This window comes from Streptomyces sp. SD31, from assembly GCF_052068475.1.
Lineage (GTDB): Bacteria > Actinomycetota > Actinomycetes > Streptomycetales > Streptomycetaceae > Streptomyces.
Window position 1 is genome coordinate 84,250 of sequence record NZ_JBQHCX010000008.1, and the last position, 20,261, is coordinate 104,510.

A 20,261-nucleotide genomic window follows, 5' to 3' on the forward strand; every position below is an offset into this window, starting at 1 on the left:
TGCCCCTCACACAGGCCGCCCTGCCATCAGTTGAGCAATTCACTGTTCTCTTGTGAAGATTCGCCGATCAGTTGACCGGAATGTCCACATCCGAATTACGCCGCCAACCGTGGGCGACAAGCATTCCCTTGTACCCCTCGCGTACCCGCGCCGAGGATTTGAGCGGCCTGACCTTGAAGTCCCTCGCAAACCGCTCCAGGCTCGCGTACACGTCAGACTCTCCCACGTCACACGCGGGGAAGAAATGCTCACCCGCGTGATAACCCTGTGAATGCGCCATGAAAGCGGCGGCGAACGGGGCACCGGGGGCGAGGCACCGCATGAAACGCTCCACGCCCAGCGCGAACTCGCTGGGAGAGGTCGTCATCGACTCGGCGACGAAGAACATGGTCCCCACGGACCACCGCCCCTCGTACCGCTCGAGTTCGAAGATGTCACCCTGCTCGACCTTGACGACCTTGCGGAACTTCTCACGCGGGTCCACATCAAGGGAGCGGTAGGCCTTCTTCCGGCACAGCGCGGTCCAGAACTTGTCCCAGTTCTCCCCGTAGGAGTCGACCTGGCCGTCCAGGTACTCCACATTCGAGGAGGAGCGCTCGAAGAGGGTGATCTCGTCGCACCACGGCAGCATGGCCAGTGCGGGATAGAGATTGACGCCGGCACCCACATCGATACCGGAAACCGGCCCGACGCCCCGCTTCCGGAAATGATCGCCGAAATGATCCCGGATGATCTGCAGGATCTCCGCGTCCTCTTCCTGTAAGTCGCGGTAATTGTGATCAAGGTAGGCGATCGAGTCGAATGCCTCGTCCCATGGCACATCGGCATTCTTCACCTGGACGCCCCCCGACGATCTCTGGGTCATTCCACCAACGGTACCAAAAACAGGCGCATCGGGAGCGCGTCGAGGCATAACCAGCAGGGCAGTCTTGAAGACCCGGACCGCGCTCCTCAAGATGGGCGGACCTCGGCTGAGCACCTGAAACGGCAGGCAGCAGGTACTCACCCACACGAGTGACTCCATTCCATCACACAGGGGGCGGCTGATGGCTGTACCGGAGGAACGTTTCCCTTTTTCGGGCGGCACCACTGACCAGGCCTTCTTCGCCGACATCAGTGACCGGCCGCTGACCATGAGGGGCGTCACCGAGGCGGATCTGCCCGAGCTCCTCCGCGTGGACCGGGAGGTCTTCCCCGAGGAGCCGTACCCGTACTTCGTGCTGCGCCAGCACTTCGACGCGCACGGCGACCGCTTCCTCGTCCTCGACGACGGCGAGTGCCTGCACGGCTATGTCCTCTTCGTCAACTCGTCGGACGGCTACGTGTGTTGGGTCCTGAGCCTGGCCGTCAGCGCCGACCAGCGGGGCCGCGGGCTGGGCAAGCGGCTGATGCTGGAAGTGCTGCGGCAGCTGCGCCGGGAGCGGGTCCATGAGGTGCGGCTGACCGTGGAGCCGACGAACGCGGCGGCGATCCAGCTGTACCGGTCGCTGGGGTTCTCGACCGAGGGAGGAGTGCACGGGGATTACCTGGGCCCCGGGGAGGACCGGCTGATCATGACATTGGGGCTGGGGATGGGAGCGGGGATGGGGACGGGCCTGGGGGCGGGTGGGGGGTAATCCCCAGCAAGGCCCGGGAGGCAATCCCCGGCAAAGACCCGGGAGTTACCAGGATATGACGTTCCGTCAATCACCGGCAGGCTGCTGGGCATGAAGCAGATCACCAGGAGCACCGCCCTGATCGCCGCCGCCTCCGGAGTCGTCTTCGGTCTCGTCACCCCCCTCACCGCGTCCGCCACCGGCGTGCCCGCGCCGCTGAAGTGGACCAAGTGCGAGGGCGGTGGCCTGGATCCACGGCAGGAGTGCGCGACCGTATCCGTACCGATGAACTACGCCGACCCCACCGGCCCGAAGATCGATCTCGCCGTCTCCCGTATCCCCAGTGAGAAGCCGTCGGCCCGCCGGGGCGCGCTGCTGATCATCGCGGGTGGGCCCGGGGGGACGAGCCTCGGCGACCCCTCGGACAAGGGGCAGCGGCTGCCGCAGGAGGTACGGGACGCCTACGACGTGATCGGGTTCGCCCCGCGCGGCAACGCGCCTTCGGCTCCGGTCAGTTGCGACCTCCAGGAGGGCGACCTCGCCCTGACGAAGGGGCGCCCGTGGCCCGCCCCCGACGGGTCCGTCACCGAGAACATGGCCTATGCCCGGCGCGTCTCGGACGCCTGCGCCCGCAATGGCGGCGAGCTGATGAAGCACATCAGCACCAAGAACAACGCCCGCGACATCGACCGCATCCGGGCCGCGCTCGGCGAACGCAAGCTGTCGGCGTGGGGCGACTCGTACGGCACGTACGTCGGCGCGGCGTACCTCGAGCTGTTCCCGCACCGCACCGACCGCATCGTGCTGGACAGCAACGGCGACGCCGACCCGGTGCGGGCGGAGCGCGCCTGGCTGCAGGCGTTCGAGGTGGGCGTCGAGGACAACTTCCCCGAGTTCGCCAAGTGGGCGTCGGCGCCCGGCAACCGGTACCGGCTCGCCCACACCGCCGCCGAGGTGCGCCCGCTCTTTCTCCGCCTCGCCGCCCGCCTGGACCGCGAGCCGATCCCCTGGCCCGACGCCAACCCGGCGGAGCTGAACGGCAACGTACTGCGCCAGACCATGCTGGACAGCCTCTACGACCCCGACGACTACCCGGTCCTGGCCGAGCTGATGCTGGCCGCGCAGAAGGGCGAGGTGCCGCCCGCGCCCCAGCTGCCGCCGTTGCCCGCGCTGCAGAACGGCGCCGCGGTCGGCTCGGCCACCATCTGCAACGACGGTGCCTGGCCCAGGTCGGCGGCCGAGTACGAGAAGGGCGTCGCCGAGAGCCGGGCGAAGTATCCGCTGACCGCGGGCATGCCGAGGAACGCGATGATGTGCGCCGCCTGGCCGTGGCAGCCGAAGGAGGCGCCGGTGCGGGCCACCGAGCACGGCCCGTCCAACGTCCTCCTCGTCCAGAACGAGCGGGACGTGGCCACGCCGCTGAGCGGCGCCCTGAAGCTGCGCGAAGACCTCGGCAGGCGGGCCGTCATGGTCACCGTGAACTCCACCGGCCATGGCGCCTACCTGGAAAACGGCAACGCGTGCGGTGACGCCACCGTGTCCCGCTTCCTGGCGACCGGGGAACGGCCGGCCCGGGATCTCTACTGCGACTGAGCACACCTGCGGTACTGGCGGGCCAGCGCGTGGAAGGCCTCCTTCGGTTCCCAGTGCCAGTCCGAGGCCGGATCGTCGGGGCGGTCCTTGATGGTCTTGGTGATGCTGTAGCTCGCCAGATCGAGGTCGTAGCGCGGGCTGTCGGGGCGGTGGGGGGCGTCCGGGGTGACGAACTCGAACGCCATCGCCGCGTACAGGCCCATCGACTCGAAGACCTCCAGCAGATCGACCATGTAGGCGGCCTGTGTGCGCTCGCTGCGCACCAGGTCGCCCTTGATCTCGTTGGGCTCCTTGGTGTAGTCGACGATGTTCCAGCCCATGCCGCCGGCCTCGGGGGCACCGACGTACGCGCACGTGCCGAACTCGGTGATGGCCAGGGGCTTGCCCCAGCGCAGGTAGTGCCGCAACTCCCGGATGTAGTCGGCGGGTTGGCGATGGGACGAGTAGTAGTCGATACCGACGATGTCGAAGAGGTTCCAGTCGACCGGTTCGAACTCCTCGTCCTGCGCGGCGGCGTAGCTGAGGCGGCCGTGGAAGACGGAGCGGCCGACGGTCGCCGCCTTGGCTGTGAAGCGAGCGAGGCGGCGCTGCATCTTCTCCATGTCGACCGTGCCCTTCAGGAGGTTCTCGACCCGGTCCAGGACCGTCTCCCCCGGCACGATCCCCGGCACGAACAGCCAGAACTCGCAGCCCACGCTGAAGTCGACGCTCGCGCCCTGCCGCCGCAGCCGCTCCGCGAACCGGCCGCACTCGGCGATGCTCTCCAGGATGTCCCGCTCCGGTACATCTCCCAGGGTCGGCTGGAGCCAGACGTGCAGCCCGCGTTCGGCGGCCTCGGCGGCCGTGGCGGTCAGGCGCTCGACACCGTCGCCGGTGACGTCGAGGGTGTCGGCGTGCAGCTCGTCGCGGATCGCCCGGACGTCCTCGCGCATCCGGGCGGCACTCCAGGCGGTGCCGGGCGTCTCACCCGCCCCGACGGTGTAGACGACACCCCTGTGCTTCAGTCCCCGGCGTTCCGGCTCTCGCCCGGTCGCCACGGCCTGCCCCGCGGGCAGCACCGCCCCCGCAAGCCCGAGGGCCGCCGCCCCCGCGAGAAACCGTGCCCTGCTGATCCCCTTGGTCTTCTCCATACGGCCACTGTGGCGAGCGCGGCGCCGCAGCACCGTCCGCCGAAGGTCTACGGCACCGCAACCAAGGGATGAGACAGGGCGTCGATCACTGAAGAGATCGTCGAAGGCTCACTAGCGAAGGAGAGCAAGATCTTAAGCGCCGCTTCCACCCCCAAGCCCCCGCTGACCCGACGCACGCTGCTGACAGCCGGCACCGCCGCCACCGCGGCCGCCCTGTTCACGGGCGCCCCCGCCCACGCCACCCCCGGCGACGACGGCGTCACCGCCCGCCTCCGCGCGCTGGAGGAACAACACGGCGCCCGCCTGGGCGTGTTCGCGCACAACCTCGCCACGAAGCAGACCGTCCGCCACCGCGCCGACGAACGGTTCCCGATCTGCTCCCTCTTCAAGACCCTGGCGGCCGCGGCCGTACTGCGCGACCTGGACCGGGACGGCGAGGTCCTCGCCAAGCGCATCCACTACACGGCGGCGGACCTGGTGGCGGACTCCACCGAGACCGAGAAGCACCTGGCCACCGGCATGACCGTCGCCGAACTCGCCGACGCGGCCATCCGCTTCAGCGACAACACGGCCGGAAACCTCCTCCTGCGCGAACTCGGCGGCCCCACCGCCATCACCCGGTTCGCCCGCTCCCTCGGCGACCCGGTGACCCGCCTCGACCGCTGGGAGACGGAGCTGAACTCGGCGGAGCCGTGGCGCGTCACGGACACCACGAGCCCGCGCGCGATCGGCCGGACGTACGCCCGCCTCGTCCTCGGCAACGCCCTGAACCGCCCCGACCGCGACCTCCTCACCCACTGGCTGCTGAACAACACCACCAGCGCCAACCGCTTCCGCGCCGGTCTGCCCAAGACCTGGACGATCGCCGACAAGACCGGCGGCGGCCTCTACGGCACCAACAACAACGTGGGCATCGCCTGGACCGAGGACGGCACCCCGCTCGTCCTGGCGGTCCAGACGACGAAGCCGGAACAGGACGCGGCGCCGGACCACGCCCTGATCGTCGAGACCGCCGCGCTCCTGGCGGAAGCCCTCACCTGAAGCGCCGTACGTACCGCCGCTGCCAAGGCGTCTCCACGGCGTGCCGGTCGTAGCCCCGCCGCACGAAGGCCACGGCCTCCTCGGCCGGTACGCCGTCCAGCACCGCCAGACACGCCAGCGCCGTCCCCGTACGACCGCGACCCCCGCCGCACGCGATCTCGACACGTTCGTGTGCGTCGGCGGCCCGCTCCCAGGCGTCGGTGAGGGCTGCGCGGGCGGCCGCAGGGTCGGACGGCAGGCGGAAGTCGGGCCAGCGGATCCAGTGGGATTCCCAGGGGACTTCGGGGGGTGGCTTGCCGAGGAGGTAGACGCCGTACGACGGGGTCGGGGCCCCCGGTTCGAGGGGGCGGCGCAGGCCCCGGCCCCGGACCAGGCGCCCGGAGGGCAGCCGGAGCACGCCCGGTGCCTGCTCGTCCCAGCGTTTCTCGCTGTCCGCCACACTCTCCACACGCCTATTCGAACCCGGCCCCGCGCGCCGGGCAACCGAATCCGCCGCACCGGTGGTCTGGAGGGCGAGGGAGGGTGCTTGATGCAGGCCGAACTAGAGGCCCAGTTCCAGGAATTCGTGCGGGCGCGGTGGTCCCACCTGGTGCGGACCGCGTATCTGCTCACCGGCGATGCGCACCATGCCGAGGACCTGACGCAGACGGCGCTGGCGAAGGCGTACCGGTCATGGCGGCGGGTGGCACGCGCCGACCATCCGGAGGCGTATGTCCGGCGGATGCTGGTCAGCTGCAACAGCGACCGGTTCCGCAAGCGGCGCGTCGCCGAGTCACTGACCGCCGCGCCGCCGGAGACGCCGGGGAGCGAGGCGGGCTACGCGGGTGTGGACGAGCGGGGTGCGCTGCTCGGCGCGCTCGCCCAACTGCCGCCCAAACAGCGGGCGGTGGTCGTCATGCGCTATTGGGAGGACCTGTCCGAGGCGGAGGTGGCCGACGCGCTCGGCTGCTCCCTCGGCACGGTCAAGAGCCAGGCGTCGAAGGGGCTGGCGAAGTTGCGTACGTATCCGGGGCTCGCCCGGATGACGCCGTCCGGGCAAGGAGGCAGCAGGTGAACGACGACGAGCGGCGAGAGGGAGCGCGCAGCGAGCCGGATTTCGAGGAGCAGTTGCGGGAGCTGCTCGCCGAGGACGCCTACACGATCCGCCCGTCACCGGCGCCGTATCCGGCGATCCGGCGCCGGGGTGTGGTCGAACGGCGGCGCCGGGTGGCGGCGGCCGGGGCGGTGCTGGTGACGCTGGCGGCGATGCCGGTGGGGGCGTACGCGCTGAACGGTGGGGGTGCGGGCAGGGGCGTGGCGACCACCCCGACGCCCTCGGTGAGTGCCACGCGGGCTCCGTCGCCGTCTCCGACACCGAGTGGGCCCGCGCGGCCGGCCACGAAGGGGCAGTTGCTCGACGGCATCACCTTCGAGCAGGCCGTCGAGGGGCTGGAGAAGTGCCTCGCCTACGACCAGTCGCACTCGCGCCCACCCGAGTTCGACAACGACCTGGGCACGGCCGACAGTTACCGGATCATCCTGGCGATGAACAGCACCGGTGACTCCAACGCTCCGGGCGACGGCATGTACGTCGTCGCGGTGCAGGGGAAGCCGCAGCAGACCAGGCTGATCTGCCGGATCTCGGACGGCGAGGCCGTGGGCCTCAACACCAGCTCCGGCAACGACGCCGACGTCATCCCGGACGAGGGCCCGGTGTTCGTCGACCCGAACAACGGCAAGCTCTACCAGCAGTCGGTCATCGACCGCGGCAACTGGAAACTGCCCTTCCGCTGGGGTCTGATCGGCACGGTCAAGCCATCGGTGGCCAAGGTCACCGTCTCCTACGGCGACAGCAGTGCCGAAGCCGTCTTCGACCACGGCTGGTTCGTGGCGTCCGGCGTGCTGAACGAGCAGGTCACCCTCGCGCCGCATATCAAGGGCTACGACGCCGACGGCAAGCTGATCTACGACTCCGACGAGGACAAGTACTACCAGCGGACCCTGCCCTGAGCGCTCCGCCGGAAGTGCGGTGATGACGCTGCGGGCCGGTGGGGGCTGGTCGCGCAGTTCCCCGCGCCCCTTACGGGGCGCGAGGCCGCTCAGGCCCTGTCACCGAGCCACGACAGGGATCCGCGGCACGGACCGGGCCGGGGGCGCCGCACAGGGGACGGCGCCCCCGGCCCGCCGCTACGACGGCTGCGGCTCGCCGCCCGGCACCACGCCGTTCACCGCGGCCGCCAGGCTGAACGGCGCCGGCCGGTTCCTCATCGGCCGGGTCACCTGTTTCGCCACGCACGACGGCATCCCGGCCGTCGCGTCCGTCACCTGGCGCCGGTACGCGCTGGGCGACATGCCGACCAGCTCGGTGAAGCGCGTACTGAAGGTGCCCAGCGAGGAGCAGCCGACCTCGAAGCAGACCTCGGTGACACTGAGGTCGCCCCGGCGCAGCAGCGCCATCGCGCGCTCGATGCGCCGCGTCATCAGGTAGCCGTACGGCGACTCGCCGTAGGCGATCTTGAACTCGCGGCTGAGGTGCCCGGCCGACATGTGCACGCCGCGCGCGAGCGCCTCGACGTCCAGCGGCCGCGCGTACTCCCGGTCCATCCGGTCGCGGACGCGGCGCAGCGCGACGAGGGTGCGCAGGCGCTGTTCCTGAGGCGTCGAGTGGCTGGATCGCACCCCCACATCTTCACGGGCCGCCTCCCACCCCGTCCACTCCCGCGTCCGACGCGAGCGGGAGGCGAGAAGGGCCATCACCGGTGCCGAGGCGATACACATCCCGGTCAGCCGGCGACGTACGCCGCGAGGTGCTCACCGGTGAGGGTGGAGCGCTCGGCGACGAGGTCGGCGGGGGTGCCCTCGAAGACGATCCGGCCACCGTCGTGGCCGGCGCCGGGGCCGAGGTCGATGATCCAGTCGGCGTGCGCCATGACGGCCTGGTGGTGCTCGATGACGATGACCGACTTGCCGGAGTCGACCAGCCGGTCCAGCAGGCCGAGCAGCTGCTCGACGTCGGCGAGATGGAGACCGGTCGTCGGCTCGTCGAGGACGTACACCCCGCCCTTGTCGCCCATGTGCACGGCCAGCTTCAGCCGCTGCCGCTCACCGCCGGACAGCGTGGTCAGCGGCTGGCCGAGGGTGAGGTAGCCGAGCCCGACGTCCGCCATCCGCTCGACGATCTTGTGCGCGGCCGGGATCCGCGCCTCGCCCGCGCGGAAGAACTCCTCGGCCTCGGTCACCGACATCGCGAGCACCTCGCTGATGTCGCGGCCGCCGAGGTGGTACTCCAGCACCGAGGCGTCGAACCGCTTGCCCTCGCACTCCTCGCAGGTGGTGGCGACGCTCTGCATGATCGCCAGGTCGGTGTAGATGACGCCGGCGCCGTTGCAGGTGGGGCAGGCGCCCTCGGAGTTGGCGCTGAACAGGGCCGGCTTCACGCCGTTGGCCTTGGCGAACGCCTTGCGGATCGGGTCGAGCAGTCCGGTGTACGTCGCCGGGTTGCTGCGTCGGGAGCCGCGGATCGCGGTCTGGTCGACCGAGACCACGCCCTCCGGTGCCGGGATGGAACCGTGCACGAGCGAGCTCTTGCCGGAGCCGGCGACGCCGGTGACGACGCAGAGCACGCCGAGCGGGATGTCGACGTCGACGTTCTGGAGGTTGTTCGCGGTCGCACCGCGGATCGGGAGCGTGCCGGTGGCCTTGCGGACGGTGTCCTTCAGCGCGGCGCGGTCACCGAGATGACGACCGGTGACGGTGTCACTCGCCCGCAGCCCCTCCAAGGTGCCCTCGAAGCAGACGGTGCCGCCCGCCGTGCCGGCGCCGGGGCCGAGGTCGACGACGTGGTCGGCGATGGCGATCGTCTCCGGCTTGTGCTCCACGACCAGCACGGTGTTGCCCTTGTCGCGCAGGCGCAGCAGCAGGTTGTTCATCCGCTGGATGTCATGGGGGTGCAGGCCGATGGTCGGCTCGTCGAAGACGTACGTGACGTCCGTGAGCGACGACCCGAGGTGCCGGATCATCTTGATGCGCTGCGCCTCGCCGCCGGAGAGCGTGCCGGAGGCCCGGTCGAGCGACAGATAACCGAGGCCGATCTCCACGAACGAGTCCAGGCTGTGCTGCAGCTTGGCGAGCAGTGGCGCCACGGACGGCTCCGCTATCCCGCGGACCCACTCCGCCAGGTCGCGGATCTCCATCTTGCAGGCGTCGGCGATGTTGACCTTGCCGATCTTCGAGGAGCGGGCCAGCTCGCTGAGCCGGGTGCCGTCGCACTCGGGACACTCGGCGAAGGTGACCGCGCGGTCCACGAAGGCCCGGATGTGCGGCTGCATCGACTCGCGGTCCTTGGCGAGGAAGGTCTTCTGGATCTTCGGGATCAGCCCCTCGTAGGTGAGGTTGATGCCGTTGATCTTCACCTTGGTCGGCTCGCGGTAGAGGAAGTCGTGCCGCTCCTTCTTGCTGTACTCACGGATCGGCTTCTCCTTGTCGAAGAACCCGGATTCGGTGATGACCCGCACGACCCACCCGTCCCCGGTGTAGGTGGGGATGGTGAACGGATCCTCGGACAGCGACTTCGAGTCGTCGAAGAGCTGGGTGAGATCGATGTCGGAGACCGTGCCCCGGCCCTCGCAGTGGGTGCACATGCCGCCGGTGCGGCTGAAGCTGACCTTCTCGGTCCTGGTCTTGTCGGCGCCCCGGTCGACGGTGAAGCCGCCGCTCGCGGAGACCGAGGCGACGTTGAAGGAGTACGCGCCGGGCGGGCCGATGTGCGGCTTGCCGAGCCGGCTGAAGAGGATGCGGAGCATGGCGTTGGCGTCGGTGGCGGTGCCGACGGTGGAGCGCGGGTCGGACCCCATCCGCTGCTGGTCGACGGTGATGGCCGTGGTCAGCCCGTCCAGTACGTCGACCTCGGGCCGCGCCAGGTTCGGCATGAACCCTTGCAGGAAGGCGCTGTACGTCTCGTTGATCAGGCGCTGCGACTCGGCGGCGATCGTGTCGAAGACGAGCGAGCTCTTGCCCGAGCCGGAGACTCCGGTGAACACCGTCAGCCGGCGCTTCGGGATCTCGATGCTGACGTCCTTGAGGTTGTTCTCACGCGCGCCGTGCACCCGGATCAGATCATGGCTGTCGGCAACGTGCGGCTCGGTCATCGTGAAATCTCCATCTGCAACTCGGTCGGGAAACGTTGCCGGTGAGGACGCCGGGGGGGGAGTGGGGCGGAGCTGGAGCGGCGGTAGAGCGGACGTGGGCTCAGCCCCGCTCCTGGATTCGGATCAGGTTGCCCGCGGGGTCGCGGAACGCGCAGTCTCGGATGCCGTACGGCTGGTCGGTCGGCTCCTGGACGACCTCGGCGCCGCTCGCCTGCACCTTCTCGAAGGTGTCGTCGACGTTGGCGGTGGCCAGCAGGATCCATCCATAGGTCCCCTTGGCCATCATCTCCGCGATCGTGCGGCGCTCGTCCTCGGTGATGCCGGGGTCGGCGGCGGGGGGCGCGAGGAGGATGGACGTACCCGGCTGACCGGCGGGGCCGACCGTGATCCAGCGCATCTTGCCCTGGCCGACGTCGGTGCGGACCTCGAAGCCGAGGGCGTCGCGGTAGAAGGCCAGGGAGGCCTCCGGGTCGTCATGCGGGAGAAAGCTGGCGTGAATCGAGATGTCCATGCCCGTCACGCTAGCGGCGGCGGTGGGGCGGCGCTTCTCGATTCCTGACGTGCGCCGGCAGCCCCGCGCGGTTCTTCGCCCCCGCCGCCCCTACCCGTCCCATCCCAAGAGGGCTCCGCCCCCTGGACCCCCGCTCCTCAAACGCCGGAGGGGCTGACTCAGCCCGTCCGGCGTTTGAGGACGAGGCCCGTTCAGGGCCGAAGCGGGGGTCTGGGGGGCGGCAGCCCCCAGGGGACGGGAATGGGTAGGGGCGGCGGGGGCGAGGGAAGCCCGCGTCAGCCGACCCTCGTGGCGATCCCCCGGAAGTGAACCGACATCGCCCGCTGCGCCCCCTCCACATCCCGCGCCCGCAGAGCCGTCACGATGTCCCGGTGCCAGCGGGCGGTGAGATCGGGAGACGGGTCGTCCGGCCGCCCCCGAGCCCCGGACACACGCCGGAACACCGTCCAGAACGCGGCCAGCAGCTGCGGCACAAGGTCGTTGCCGAGCGAGGCGTACAGCAGCTCATGGAACTCCCGGTCCAGCTCGGGAAAGGCCCGCCCCGACCGCCCCGCCACCTCCATCCGGGACACCACTGCTTCCAGCCGGTCCAGCTCAGCCTCGGTCACCGTCGCCGCCACCCGCCGGATCAACCCCTCCTCCAGCACCTCCCGCACCTGAAGGATCTCGGCAAGCGCACCCGAGTCGTCGTGGTCGTGCCGAGCGAGCGTGCGAAAGGTCAACCCGTCGATCAGCGGCGTCAAAGATGCCTGGCCGACGTACGTCCCATAGCCATGCCGGATCTCCACGATGTCGAGAGCCTGAAGCGCCTTGAGCGCCTCGCGAACGGAGTTGCGGCTGACGCCGAGGTCGTCCATGAGCTCGGCCTCGGTGGGCAGGAGGGCGCCGGCCTGGAGCCTGCGGTCGATGATCAGCTGCATGACCTGACGCTGGATCCGGCTGTTCCTGGACTCCTCGGACGTACGACTGTTCCTGGGCTGCCCGGGCATGCGGCGCATGGTACGCGCACCGGACGTCCCACATCCCATGTCCGCCGGATGCGGCCCTGACGGGGGATCAACTCACGCCATTTCACAGCGCCATTGGTCCGACCTGTGGCAGATGCGCCATTCGTGTGAGATCCCTTGACCGCCCCCACCACCCCACCTATGGTCGCGCTGACCGGGAGGACGTAGGACGTCGTATCTCCTCACCGGGGCACGCATCCCTCGCTTCTCCTCGCCCCATCGCCCCCATCGCCGGAGCACACCACCCACCGCTGGAGGACCCGTGCGCGACGTGACCCACGACGTGACCCACGACGTGCCGGCGCTGCACCGCCGGTCGTTCCTGAAGTACACCGGCGCGCTGGGCGCGGCCACCGCCGTCTCCGCGTCGCTGTCGGCCTGTTCGTCGGGGCCGGAGTCCACGAACGAGACCGGCGGGGGCGGCGGCCAGGACCGGACGCTCACCGCGGTCATCGGCTACGGCAACGACGGCAGCTGGGACCCGACCCAGACGGCATCCGCCTTCTGCATGGCCGCCAACAACCACATCTACGAGGGGCTCCTCGACACCGACCCGATCTCCCGGGAGCCGTACGCCGCCCTCGCCACCCAGGTGCCGGCCGACCCGAACGCCACGACCTGGAAGTTCACGCTGCGCGCGGGCGCGAAGTTCCACGACGGCAAGCCGGTCACCGCCGACGACGTGGTCTTCGTCTTCGACCGGATCCTCGACCCGAAGACGCAGACCCTCGCCAAGGGGTTCTTCGCGAGCTGGCTGAAGGAAGTGCGGAAGGTCGACGCGCAGAACGTCGAGCTGGTGCTCAAGTTCCCGTTCCCGGACGGGATTTCGCGGCTCACCCTCGCCAAGATCATGCCGAAGCACGTGTTCTCCCGGCCGGGCGCCTGGGAGGACGCCATCAAGGGCAAGGCGATCGGCTCGGGGCCGTACCGGCAGGCCGCGCACCACCCGAAGTCCAACACCACCTTCGAGGCGTTCGCCGACTACAACGGCCCGCGCAAGCCCGCCTTCAAAAAGATGAACTGGCTGACGATCGTGGACGCCGCGCCACGCGTGGCCAGGATCTCGGGCGCCAGCGCCGGTGCGCAGATCGCGGACAACATCCCGTACGCCAACATCCAGCAGCTGGAGAGCGGCGGGCTGACGGTCGCGGGCGGCGCCGGGATGAACAACTTGTTCCTGATGTTCAACACCCGGCACAAGCCCTTCGACGACGTACGCGTCCGCCAGGCCCTGCACTACGCCATCGACACCGAGAAGATGATCGAGGTGGCGCTGAAGGGGCACGGGAAGCCCTCGTCCTCCTTCCTCAACGAGGCCAACCCCAGCTACCGGCGCGCCAAGACCGTCTACGACCACGACCCCGACAAGGCGAAGGCGCTGCTGGAGGAGGCCGGGGTCAGCGGGCTGGAGATCGAGATCCTGGCCGTCAACGTGAGCTGGATCGTGGACTGTCTGCCGACCATCAAGGCGTCCTGGGACGCGATCGGCGTCAAGACCACCCTCTCCCCGCAGGAGACGACGGCCGTCTTCACCAAGATGGACCAGAAGCAGGACTACCAGGTGGTCGCCGCCGCCTCGAACCCCAACCAGTTCGGCCTCGACGCCGACCTGATCATGCATTACAACTACGGCCCCGAGAACCTGTGGATGCAGTACACGCGGTGGGCCGACAACTCCGTCGCCAAGGCGCTGTTCAAGGACATGGACCGGGCGACCCAGGAGTCGGACGCCGAGAAGAAGAAGACGATGATCCAGGACTACATCGACGTCGTCGCCGAACAGGCCGTGCTCTACCCGGTCGTCCACAACGAGCTGATGACGGCCTGGAACCCGAAGCAGCTCACCGGCATAAGGGCACAGCCGTACCCCGGCATCAACCTCCTCCAGGCCAAGTGGGCCTAGTCACGACGGGAGTCCGGCCGTGATCACCGTCGTCAGGATCCTGGCCCGCCGCGTCGCCCTGCTCGTGCCGCTGATGCTCGGCATCGTGCTGTTCGTGTTCCTGGTCATGCGGTTCTCGGACGTCGACCCGGCGTCCGCGTTCTTCCAGGGCGCCAACCCCACCGCCCAGCAGCTGCACGACTTCCGCGAGGAGAACGGCCTGCTCGATCCCCTCCCCGTCCGCTACGTCGCCTTCATCGGCGACCTGCTCCACGGCGACATGGGCACCAGCGCCCTGACCCGGGCGCCGGTCGTCGACCAGGTCATGACCGCGCTGCCGCTCACCCTCCAGCTCACCTTCCTGGGCCTCGGCATCGCGGTCGTACTGTCGCTGCTCGGCGGCGTGACGGCGGCCATCTACCGCGACCGTCTCCCCGACCAGATCATCCGGGTCGTGTCCCTCACGGGTGTGGCCGCGCCCGGCTTCTGGCTGGCGCTGCTGATGATCCAGTACCTCGCCGTCGACCTCGGCTGGTTCCCGACCGGCGGCTACATCAACCCGGCGGACTCCCTCACCGGCTGGCTGAAGACGATGACCCTGCCTGCCTTCGCGCTGTCGCTGCCGGTGGCGGCACAGCTGACGCGGATCGTGCGGACGGCGGTGGTGGAGGAGCTCGACAAGGACTACGTCCGGACAGCGATCGGCAGCGGCCTGCCGCCGGTGGTCGTGGTCGGGCGGAACGTCCTGCGCAACGCCCTCATCAACCCGTTGACCGTCCTCGGCCTGCGCGTCGGCTATCTGCTCGGCGGCGCGGTCGTCATCGAGACGATCTTCTCCCTCCCGGGGATGGGGAAGCTGATGATCGACGCCGTGAAGAACGGTGACCCGGCGGTCGTCCAGGGCGTCGTCCTCACGACAGCCACCGGCTTCGTGGTCGTCAACCTCGTCATCGACATCCTGTATCTGCTGGTCAACCCGCGCCTGCGGGAGGCGACATGACGTTCAATCGCAAGCGCCTCGCCGAGGCGCTGTCCCGGCCCGGCATCCGGCTGCGCGGCTGGCGCCGGCTGCCGCTGCTGTCGAAGGTCGCCGTCTGCTTCCTCGCGGTCGTGGTCCTGATGGCGCTGCTCGCCCCGGTCCTCGCACCGCACGACCCGCTCGACCAGCAGCCACCGATCGACGGCACCGGCCATCCGTCCGCCGGCCACTGGATGGGCCAGGACAGCCTCGGCCGGGACATCCTCAGCCGGCTGATGTACGGCGCCCGCTGGTCGCTGGCGATCGGGCTCGGCGCGACCGGGCTCGCGCTCGTCGTCGGCGCCCTGATCGGGGCTGTCGCGGCGACCTCCCGCAAGGCGGTCGACGAGACGCTGATGCGCTGCCTGGACGTGGTGATGGCGTTCCCGGGCATCGCGCTGGCCGCCGTGCTCGTCGCGGTCTTCGGCGGCGGAATCACGGTCCTGATCTGCGCGATCGCGTTCCTGTTCACGCCGCCGGTGGCCAGGGTCGTCCGGGCGAACGTCCTGGACCAGTACGGCGAGGACTACGTGACGGCGGAACGGGTCATCGGCGCCCGCACCGCGCACATCGTCATCAAGCACGTGGCGATCAACTGCGCTGCCCCGGTGCTGGTGTTCTGCACGGTGCAGGTGGCGGAGGCGATCGTCTTCGAGGCGTCGCTGTCCTTCATCGGCGCGGGCGTACGACCGCCGGACCCCTCCTGGGGCAGTGTCATCGCGGACGGCAAGAACATGGTGCTGACCGGCGGCTGGTGGGCGACCGTCTTCCCCGGCCTGCTGATGCTGCTGACGGTGCTCTCGCTGAACATCCTCTCCGAGGGCGTGTCGGACGCCTGGGCGGCACCGTCGGCGCGCGAGGTCGACGTACGGGACACCGACGACCACCTTGAGGCACCGGAGCCGGGCAGCGGTGAGGTGCTCCAGCTGCCGGGGCTGGAGGAGGCGGCGGCGCGCCTGCGGTCACGTGCCCGCCCCTTGCCCCAGGGGCGGCAACCGGTACTGGCCGTGGAGAACCTGGCGATCGGCTTCGAGGGTCGTCATGCCGGCGTGGACATCGTCGACGGCATCAGCTTCGAGGTGCAGCCCGGTGAGGTGCTCGGCCTGGTCGGCGAGTCGGGCTGCGGCAAGTCGCTCACCGCACTCGCGGTGATGGGCCTGGAGCCCAAGGGTGCCCGGGTCCGCGGCCATGTCCGTTTCAACCAGCGGCAGTTGGTGGGCGAGCCGATGCGCGTACGGCGACGGCTCCTGGGCCACGAGATGGCGATGATCTACCAGGACGCCCTGTCGTCCCTGAACCCGGCGATGACGATCCGCGCCCAGCTCAAGCAGGTCGTACGCCGCGGAGGCCGCCGTAGCCCCCACGACCTGCTGACGATGGTCGGCCTGGACCCGGACCGCACCCTGCGCAGCTACCCGCACGAACTCTCCGGCGGCCAGCGCCAGCGCGTCCTGATCGCCATGGCCCTGTCCCGCGACCCGAAGCTGATCGTCGCCGACGAGCCGACGACCGCGCTGGACGTCACCGTGCAGGCGCAGGTCATAGAGCTGCTGCTGAGGCTGCGGGAGGAGCTGGGCTTCGCCCTGATCCTGGTCTCGCACGACCTGGCGCTGGTCGCGGACGTCACCGACCGGGTGGTCGTGATGTACGGCGGGCAGATCGTCGAGACGGGAGTGACGGCCGACCTGGTGGAGGCCCCGGCGCACCACTACACGCGCGGCCTGCTCGGGAGTGTGCTCTCGCTGGAGTCGGCCCAGGAGCGGATGACGCAGATCAAGGGCGTGGTCCCCTCCCCCGCCGACTTCCCGGCGGGCTGCCGTTTCGCGGACCGGTGCCCGCTGGCGAGCGAGGTGTGCCGGACGACGGCGCCGGATCTGGTGGGCACGGTGACGCACACGGCGGCCTGCCATCACCCGGCGGTGGTGCCGGCACCGACGGATCGCCCGGAAAGCGGGGTCGTCCAGTGAACAGGCGGGGTGGTCCGGTGAACGCGCTGATGGAGCTGTCGGACGCGCACGTCGTGCACAGGGCGCGCAGCGGCGGGCTGTTCACGCGGGACAAGGTGTACGCCTTGACCGGCGCCGATCTCACCATCGCGCCCGGTGAGACGGTGGGCGTGGTCGGTGAGTCGGGGTGCGGCAAGTCGACGCTGGCGAAGGTGCTGGTCGGGGTGCAGCGGCCGACGTCGGGAACGGTGGCCTTGCGGGGCCGGGACCTGTGGGCGATGTCGCCGGCCGAGCGCAGGACAACGGTCGGCGCGGGCACGGGCATGATCTTCCAGGACCCGTCGACCGCGTTGAACCGTCGCCTGACGGTCCGGCAGATCCTGCGGGACCCACTGGACGTGCACGACCGGGGGACGAAACGTCAACGCGAGGAGAGGGTGAGGGAGTTGATGTCCCTCGTGGGCCTGCCCCGCGCCCTCACCGACGCCCTGCCCGGCCAGCTGTCGGGCGGTCAGCGCCAACGCGTCGCGATCGCCCGGGCGTTGGCCCTGGACCCCGACCTGGTGGTGGCGGACGAGCCGACGAGCGCGCTGGACGTGTCGGTCCGGGCCCAGATCCTGAACCTCCTGCTGGACCTGAAGGAGCGGCTGGGCCTGGCCCTGGTCTTCGTCTCCCACGACATCCAGACGGTACGGCGGATGAGTGACCGCGTGATCACGATGTACCTGGGCCGGATCGTCGAGGAGTCCCCGGCGGCCGACGTCACCGACGGCTCCCGGCACCCGTACACCCGCGCCCTCTTCTCCGCGACGCCCGGTCTGCTGGACCCCATCGAACCGATCCCGCTGGTCGGCCCGGTGCCGTCGGCGACACGGCCGCCGAGCGGGTGCCCCTTCCGGACGCGGTGCTGGAAGGCGGACGGGGTGTGCGGCGAGGTGATGCCGGACTTCTCGGCCGCGTCGAGCCCGGAGCACCGTTACAGGTGCCACCATCCGGTGGAGGAGGGCGAGGCCACCCGCGACCTCGTACGACAGAGCAACCTTGCCAAGGAGCCTTGATGACCATCCCCACCCCGCTCACCGGTGTCGTCCCGCCCGTCTGCACGCCCCTGACACCGGACCGCGAGGTGGACGTCCCGTCACTGCTCAGGCTGGTCGACCACCTGATGGAGGGCGGGGTGCACGGCCTGTTCGTGCTCGGTTCGACGTCGGAGGCGGCGTATCTGACGGACCGGCAGCGGCGGCTGGTGGTGGAAGCGGTGACCGGGCATGTGGAGGGCCGGCTGCCCGTGCTGGCGGGTGTGATCGACATGACGACGCCGAGGGTGTTGGACCACGTCCGGGAGGTCACGGAGGCGGGGGCGGACGCGGTGGTGGCGACGGCCCCCTTCTACGCCCGCACCCACCCCGCCGAGATCGCCCGCCACTACCGCCTGATCGCGGCGGCGTGCCCGGTCCCGGTCGTCGCCTACGACCTCCCGTCCGCCGTCCACACCAAACTCCCCGCCGACGTGATCCTGGACCTCGCCGCCGAGGGCACGCTGGCCGGTCTGAAGGACTCCAGCGGTGACCTCGCCGGATTCCGCGAGGTCGTGATCGGCGCCCGCACCCGCCCCGACGTCACGGGCTTCAGCGTGCTCACGGGCTCGGAGCTCATCCTCGATGCGGCGCTCTCGGTCGGGGCGGACGGGGCGGTGCCGGGGCTGGCCAACGTCGATCCTCACGGCTACGTCCGTCTCGACCGCCTGTGCCGGGCCGGGGACTGGGAGCGGGCCCGGGTCGAGCAGGAACGTCTGTGTGCTCTCTTCGGCATGGTGACCGTCGGGGATCCGGGGCGGATGGGCGGGAGTTCGTCGGCACTGGGTGCGTTCAAGGCGGCGCTGCAGCTGCGGGGGGTCATCGACTGCGCGGCGACGGCGGAGCCTCAGGTGCCGTTGTCGGCGGAGGAGGTGGAGCGGGTGGGGAAGTTCTTGGCGGGGGCCGGGTTGCTGTAGAGGGTTCTTCGCCCCCGCCGCCCCTACCCATTCCCGTCCCCTGGGGGCTGCCGCCCCCAGACCCCCGCTTCGGCCCTGAACGGGCCTCGTCCTCAAACGCCGGACGGGCTGAATCCAGCCCCTCCGGCGTTTGAGGAGCGGGGGTCCAGGGGGCAGAGCCCCCTGGGATGGGACGGGTAGGGGCGGCGGGGGCGAGGAACTAGGTCAGGTCAGCCACCGGCAGCCGCCGGAACTCGATCGTCTCGTACGGCCCCGACTCCCCCGTCTCGTACAGGATCCCGACCGTCCCCCGCCCGACCCGCACCAGATCGGAATACGCCGCCCACCGCCGAGACAGCGTCAGCGCCTTCGTGAAGGTCGCTCCCCCGTCCGTACTGCGCCACACGGCCATCGACTGGCGGGCGGTCGGAACGGACGGGCCCGAGAAGAGCAACGGGGCGCCCGCGCCGGGGAGTTGGAGGACACTGCCCTCCACCACCGGGACGGAGTTCAGAGTGGGCTGGACGGTGTACGGACGCTCCAGGGTCTCCCCGCCGTCGCCGGAGTGGCTGTCGAGACGGTTGCCCGTACTCGTACCGTGCTGGTCACGGGAGTTGAAGTACAGCCTCCCGTCGGCGAGTTCGGCGGCCGTGGACTCGTTGGCATTGCTGACACCGTCGTACGAGTCGTCCACGAACCCCAGCTGCCAGGTCCGCCCGCCGTCGTCACTGTAGATGGCGTGGGCGCCGTAGTACTTCGGCTCCTGCCCGGTGTCGGCGGACCCGGGCGCAGGCGCCACCGAGTGGTTCGACGGCACCACCAGCCGCCCCGCGTGCGGCCCTCGCCGGAGCGCGACCGCGTGGCCCGGCCCCGTCGCGTACCAGCGCCAGTTCGCCGGCTTCACCTGCGTCGTGATGTCGCGCGGAGCCGTGAAGCGGCGCCCGTCGTCCAGGCTCCGCTGGACGAACACCCGGCGGCTCTCCGCCGGCGTCGCCTCGCCGCGCATTATCTGCGCCTCCGTCACATCCCCGCTGTTGTAGGACGTGACCAGCACCACCGCACCGGTGACCGGATCCACCACCGGCGCCGGATTGCCCCGCGTGTCCCCCTCCCCGGCGGCGACCACCGTCACCGGCCCCCAGGTGCAGCCGCCGTCGCGGGACCGTCTGAGGACGACATCGATGTCGCCGGTGTCGCCCGCACCGTCGTGCCGGCCCTCGGCGAAGGCCAGGACCGTGCCGCGCGGGGTCGTGATCGTCGCGGGGATGCGGTACGTGTCGTAGCCGCCCTCGCCCGAGACGTACGGGACGGAGGACGTGCAGCCGGTGTCCGCCGAGGCGGTGCCGGTCGTCGTGAGTGGGGCGGCCAGGAGGACCGTGGTGAGAATGAGTGTGCGGCTCAGGAGGGTCATCGAGCTCCCTTGACGGAGTGTCAGACATT

General features: G+C 70.1%; 18 protein-coding genes. 10 read left to right on the forward strand and 8 right to left on the reverse strand.

Annotated features, from left to right (window positions below):
- Positions 1–67: 67 nt before the first annotated feature.
- On the reverse strand, positions 68–865 hold the full coding sequence (locus ACTMVF_RS18515) for an SCO2525 family SAM-dependent methyltransferase (RefSeq protein ID WP_441272170.1): 798 nt from the start codon (positions 863–865) through the stop codon (positions 68–70).
- A gap of 181 nt (positions 866–1,046) precedes the next feature.
- On the opposite strand from ACTMVF_RS18515, the gene ACTMVF_RS18520 reads away from it, so the two are divergent.
- Both ACTMVF_RS18520 and ACTMVF_RS18525 read left to right on the forward strand, forming a co-directional pair.
- Positions 1,047–1,616 carry an N-acetyltransferase family protein gene (locus ACTMVF_RS18520; protein ID WP_441272171.1) on the forward strand — a complete coding sequence of 190 codons (570 nt, stop codon included), beginning with the start codon at positions 1,047–1,049 and terminating at the stop codon, positions 1,614–1,616.
- 90 nt (positions 1,617–1,706) lie between these two features.
- The gene (locus ACTMVF_RS18525; protein ID WP_441272172.1) at positions 1,707–3,188 is read left to right on the forward strand and encodes an alpha/beta hydrolase; all 1,482 of its coding nucleotides are present in this window, start codon (positions 1,707–1,709) and stop codon (positions 3,186–3,188) included.
- Here ACTMVF_RS18525 and ACTMVF_RS18530 read toward each other — a convergent pair.
- Positions 3,176–4,318 (reverse strand): abortive phage infection protein, encoded by a 1,143-nt coding sequence (locus tag ACTMVF_RS18530; RefSeq protein WP_441272173.1) that lies wholly within the window; start codon positions 4,316–4,318, stop codon positions 3,176–3,178. The genes ACTMVF_RS18525 and ACTMVF_RS18530 overlap by 13 nt on opposite strands.
- Positions 4,319–4,447: 129 nt before the next feature.
- Here ACTMVF_RS18530 and bla point away from each other — a divergent pair, with 129 nt between their 5' ends.
- Entirely contained in the window at positions 4,448–5,359 is a 912-nt protein-coding gene (bla, locus tag ACTMVF_RS18535) for a class A beta-lactamase (RefSeq protein WP_441272443.1), read from the forward strand.
- Here bla and ACTMVF_RS18540 read toward each other — a convergent pair.
- Positions 5,352–5,807 carry a protein-tyrosine phosphatase family protein gene (locus ACTMVF_RS18540; protein WP_441272174.1) on the reverse strand — a complete coding sequence of 152 codons (456 nt, stop codon included), beginning with the start codon at positions 5,805–5,807 and terminating at the stop codon, positions 5,352–5,354. The genes bla and ACTMVF_RS18540 overlap by 8 nt on opposite strands.
- An 81-nt stretch (positions 5,808–5,888) precedes the next feature.
- Here ACTMVF_RS18540 and ACTMVF_RS18545 point away from each other — a divergent pair, with 81 nt between their 5' ends.
- The gene (locus tag ACTMVF_RS18545) at positions 5,889–6,413 is read left to right on the forward strand and encodes a SigE family RNA polymerase sigma factor (protein ID WP_441272175.1); all 525 of its coding nucleotides are present in this window, start codon (positions 5,889–5,891) and stop codon (positions 6,411–6,413) included.
- Positions 6,410–7,348, forward strand: coding sequence for a hypothetical protein (locus ACTMVF_RS18550; protein WP_441272176.1), 939 nt, complete (start codon positions 6,410–6,412; stop codon positions 7,346–7,348). Before ACTMVF_RS18545 ends, ACTMVF_RS18550 begins: the two co-directional genes overlap by 4 nt.
- Positions 7,349–7,525: 177 nt before the next feature.
- On the opposite strand, the gene ACTMVF_RS18555 is transcribed toward ACTMVF_RS18550, so the two are convergent.
- The 4 genes from ACTMVF_RS18555 to ACTMVF_RS18570 all read right to left on the reverse strand — a co-directional run bounded on the left by ACTMVF_RS18555 (position 7,526) and on the right by ACTMVF_RS18570 (position 11,985).
- Positions 7,526–7,942 (reverse strand): helix-turn-helix transcriptional regulator, encoded by a 417-nt coding sequence (locus tag ACTMVF_RS18555; protein WP_441272444.1) that lies wholly within the window; start codon positions 7,940–7,942, stop codon positions 7,526–7,528.
- 179 nt (positions 7,943–8,121) lie between these two features.
- Entirely contained in the window at positions 8,122–10,485 is a 2,364-nt protein-coding gene (locus ACTMVF_RS18560) for an ATP-binding cassette domain-containing protein (RefSeq protein ID WP_441272177.1), read from the reverse strand.
- Positions 10,486–10,585: 100 nt separating this feature from the next.
- Positions 10,586–10,996: a VOC family protein gene (locus ACTMVF_RS18565; RefSeq protein WP_403339455.1), complete on the reverse strand. Its 411-nt coding sequence runs from the start codon at positions 10,994–10,996 to the stop codon at positions 10,586–10,588.
- A gap of 275 nt (positions 10,997–11,271) precedes the next feature.
- A complete protein-coding gene (locus tag ACTMVF_RS18570) occupies positions 11,272–11,985 on the reverse strand; it encodes a FadR/GntR family transcriptional regulator (protein ID WP_441272178.1) in 714 nt (237 codons plus the stop codon).
- 289 nt (positions 11,986–12,274) lie between these two features.
- Here ACTMVF_RS18570 and ACTMVF_RS18575 point away from each other — a divergent pair, with 289 nt between their 5' ends.
- The 5 genes from ACTMVF_RS18575 to ACTMVF_RS18595 are packed head-to-tail and all read left to right on the forward strand — an operon-like array spanning position 12,275 to position 18,842.
- Positions 12,275–13,906 carry an ABC transporter substrate-binding protein gene (locus tag ACTMVF_RS18575; protein WP_441272445.1) on the forward strand — a complete coding sequence of 544 codons (1,632 nt, stop codon included), beginning with the start codon at positions 12,275–12,277 and terminating at the stop codon, positions 13,904–13,906.
- A 19-nt stretch (positions 13,907–13,925) separates the two neighbouring features.
- Positions 13,926–14,885, forward strand: a complete 960-nt coding sequence (locus tag ACTMVF_RS18580; RefSeq protein WP_441272179.1) for an ABC transporter permease — start codon at positions 13,926–13,928, stop codon at positions 14,883–14,885.
- On the forward strand, positions 14,882–16,870 hold the full coding sequence (locus tag ACTMVF_RS18585; protein ID WP_441272180.1) for a dipeptide/oligopeptide/nickel ABC transporter permease/ATP-binding protein: 1,989 nt from the start codon (positions 14,882–14,884) through the stop codon (positions 16,868–16,870). The genes ACTMVF_RS18580 and ACTMVF_RS18585 overlap by 4 nt, the downstream gene beginning before the upstream one ends.
- A gap of 29 nt (positions 16,871–16,899) precedes the next feature.
- A complete protein-coding gene (locus ACTMVF_RS18590; RefSeq protein ID WP_441272446.1) occupies positions 16,900–17,907 on the forward strand; it encodes an oligopeptide/dipeptide ABC transporter ATP-binding protein in 1,008 nt (335 codons plus the stop codon).
- Complete coding sequence (locus ACTMVF_RS18595) at positions 17,907–18,842, forward strand: dihydrodipicolinate synthase family protein (protein ID WP_441272181.1); 936 nt, start codon at positions 17,907–17,909, stop codon at positions 18,840–18,842. Before ACTMVF_RS18590 ends, ACTMVF_RS18595 begins: the two co-directional genes overlap by 1 nt.
- A gap of 199 nt (positions 18,843–19,041) precedes the next feature.
- Here the strand turns inward: ACTMVF_RS18595 and ACTMVF_RS18600 are convergent, their stop codons facing one another.
- Positions 19,042–20,232 (reverse strand): sialidase family protein, encoded by a 1,191-nt coding sequence (locus ACTMVF_RS18600; protein ID WP_441272182.1) that lies wholly within the window; start codon positions 20,230–20,232, stop codon positions 19,042–19,044.
- Positions 20,233–20,261 lie beyond the last annotated feature (29 nt).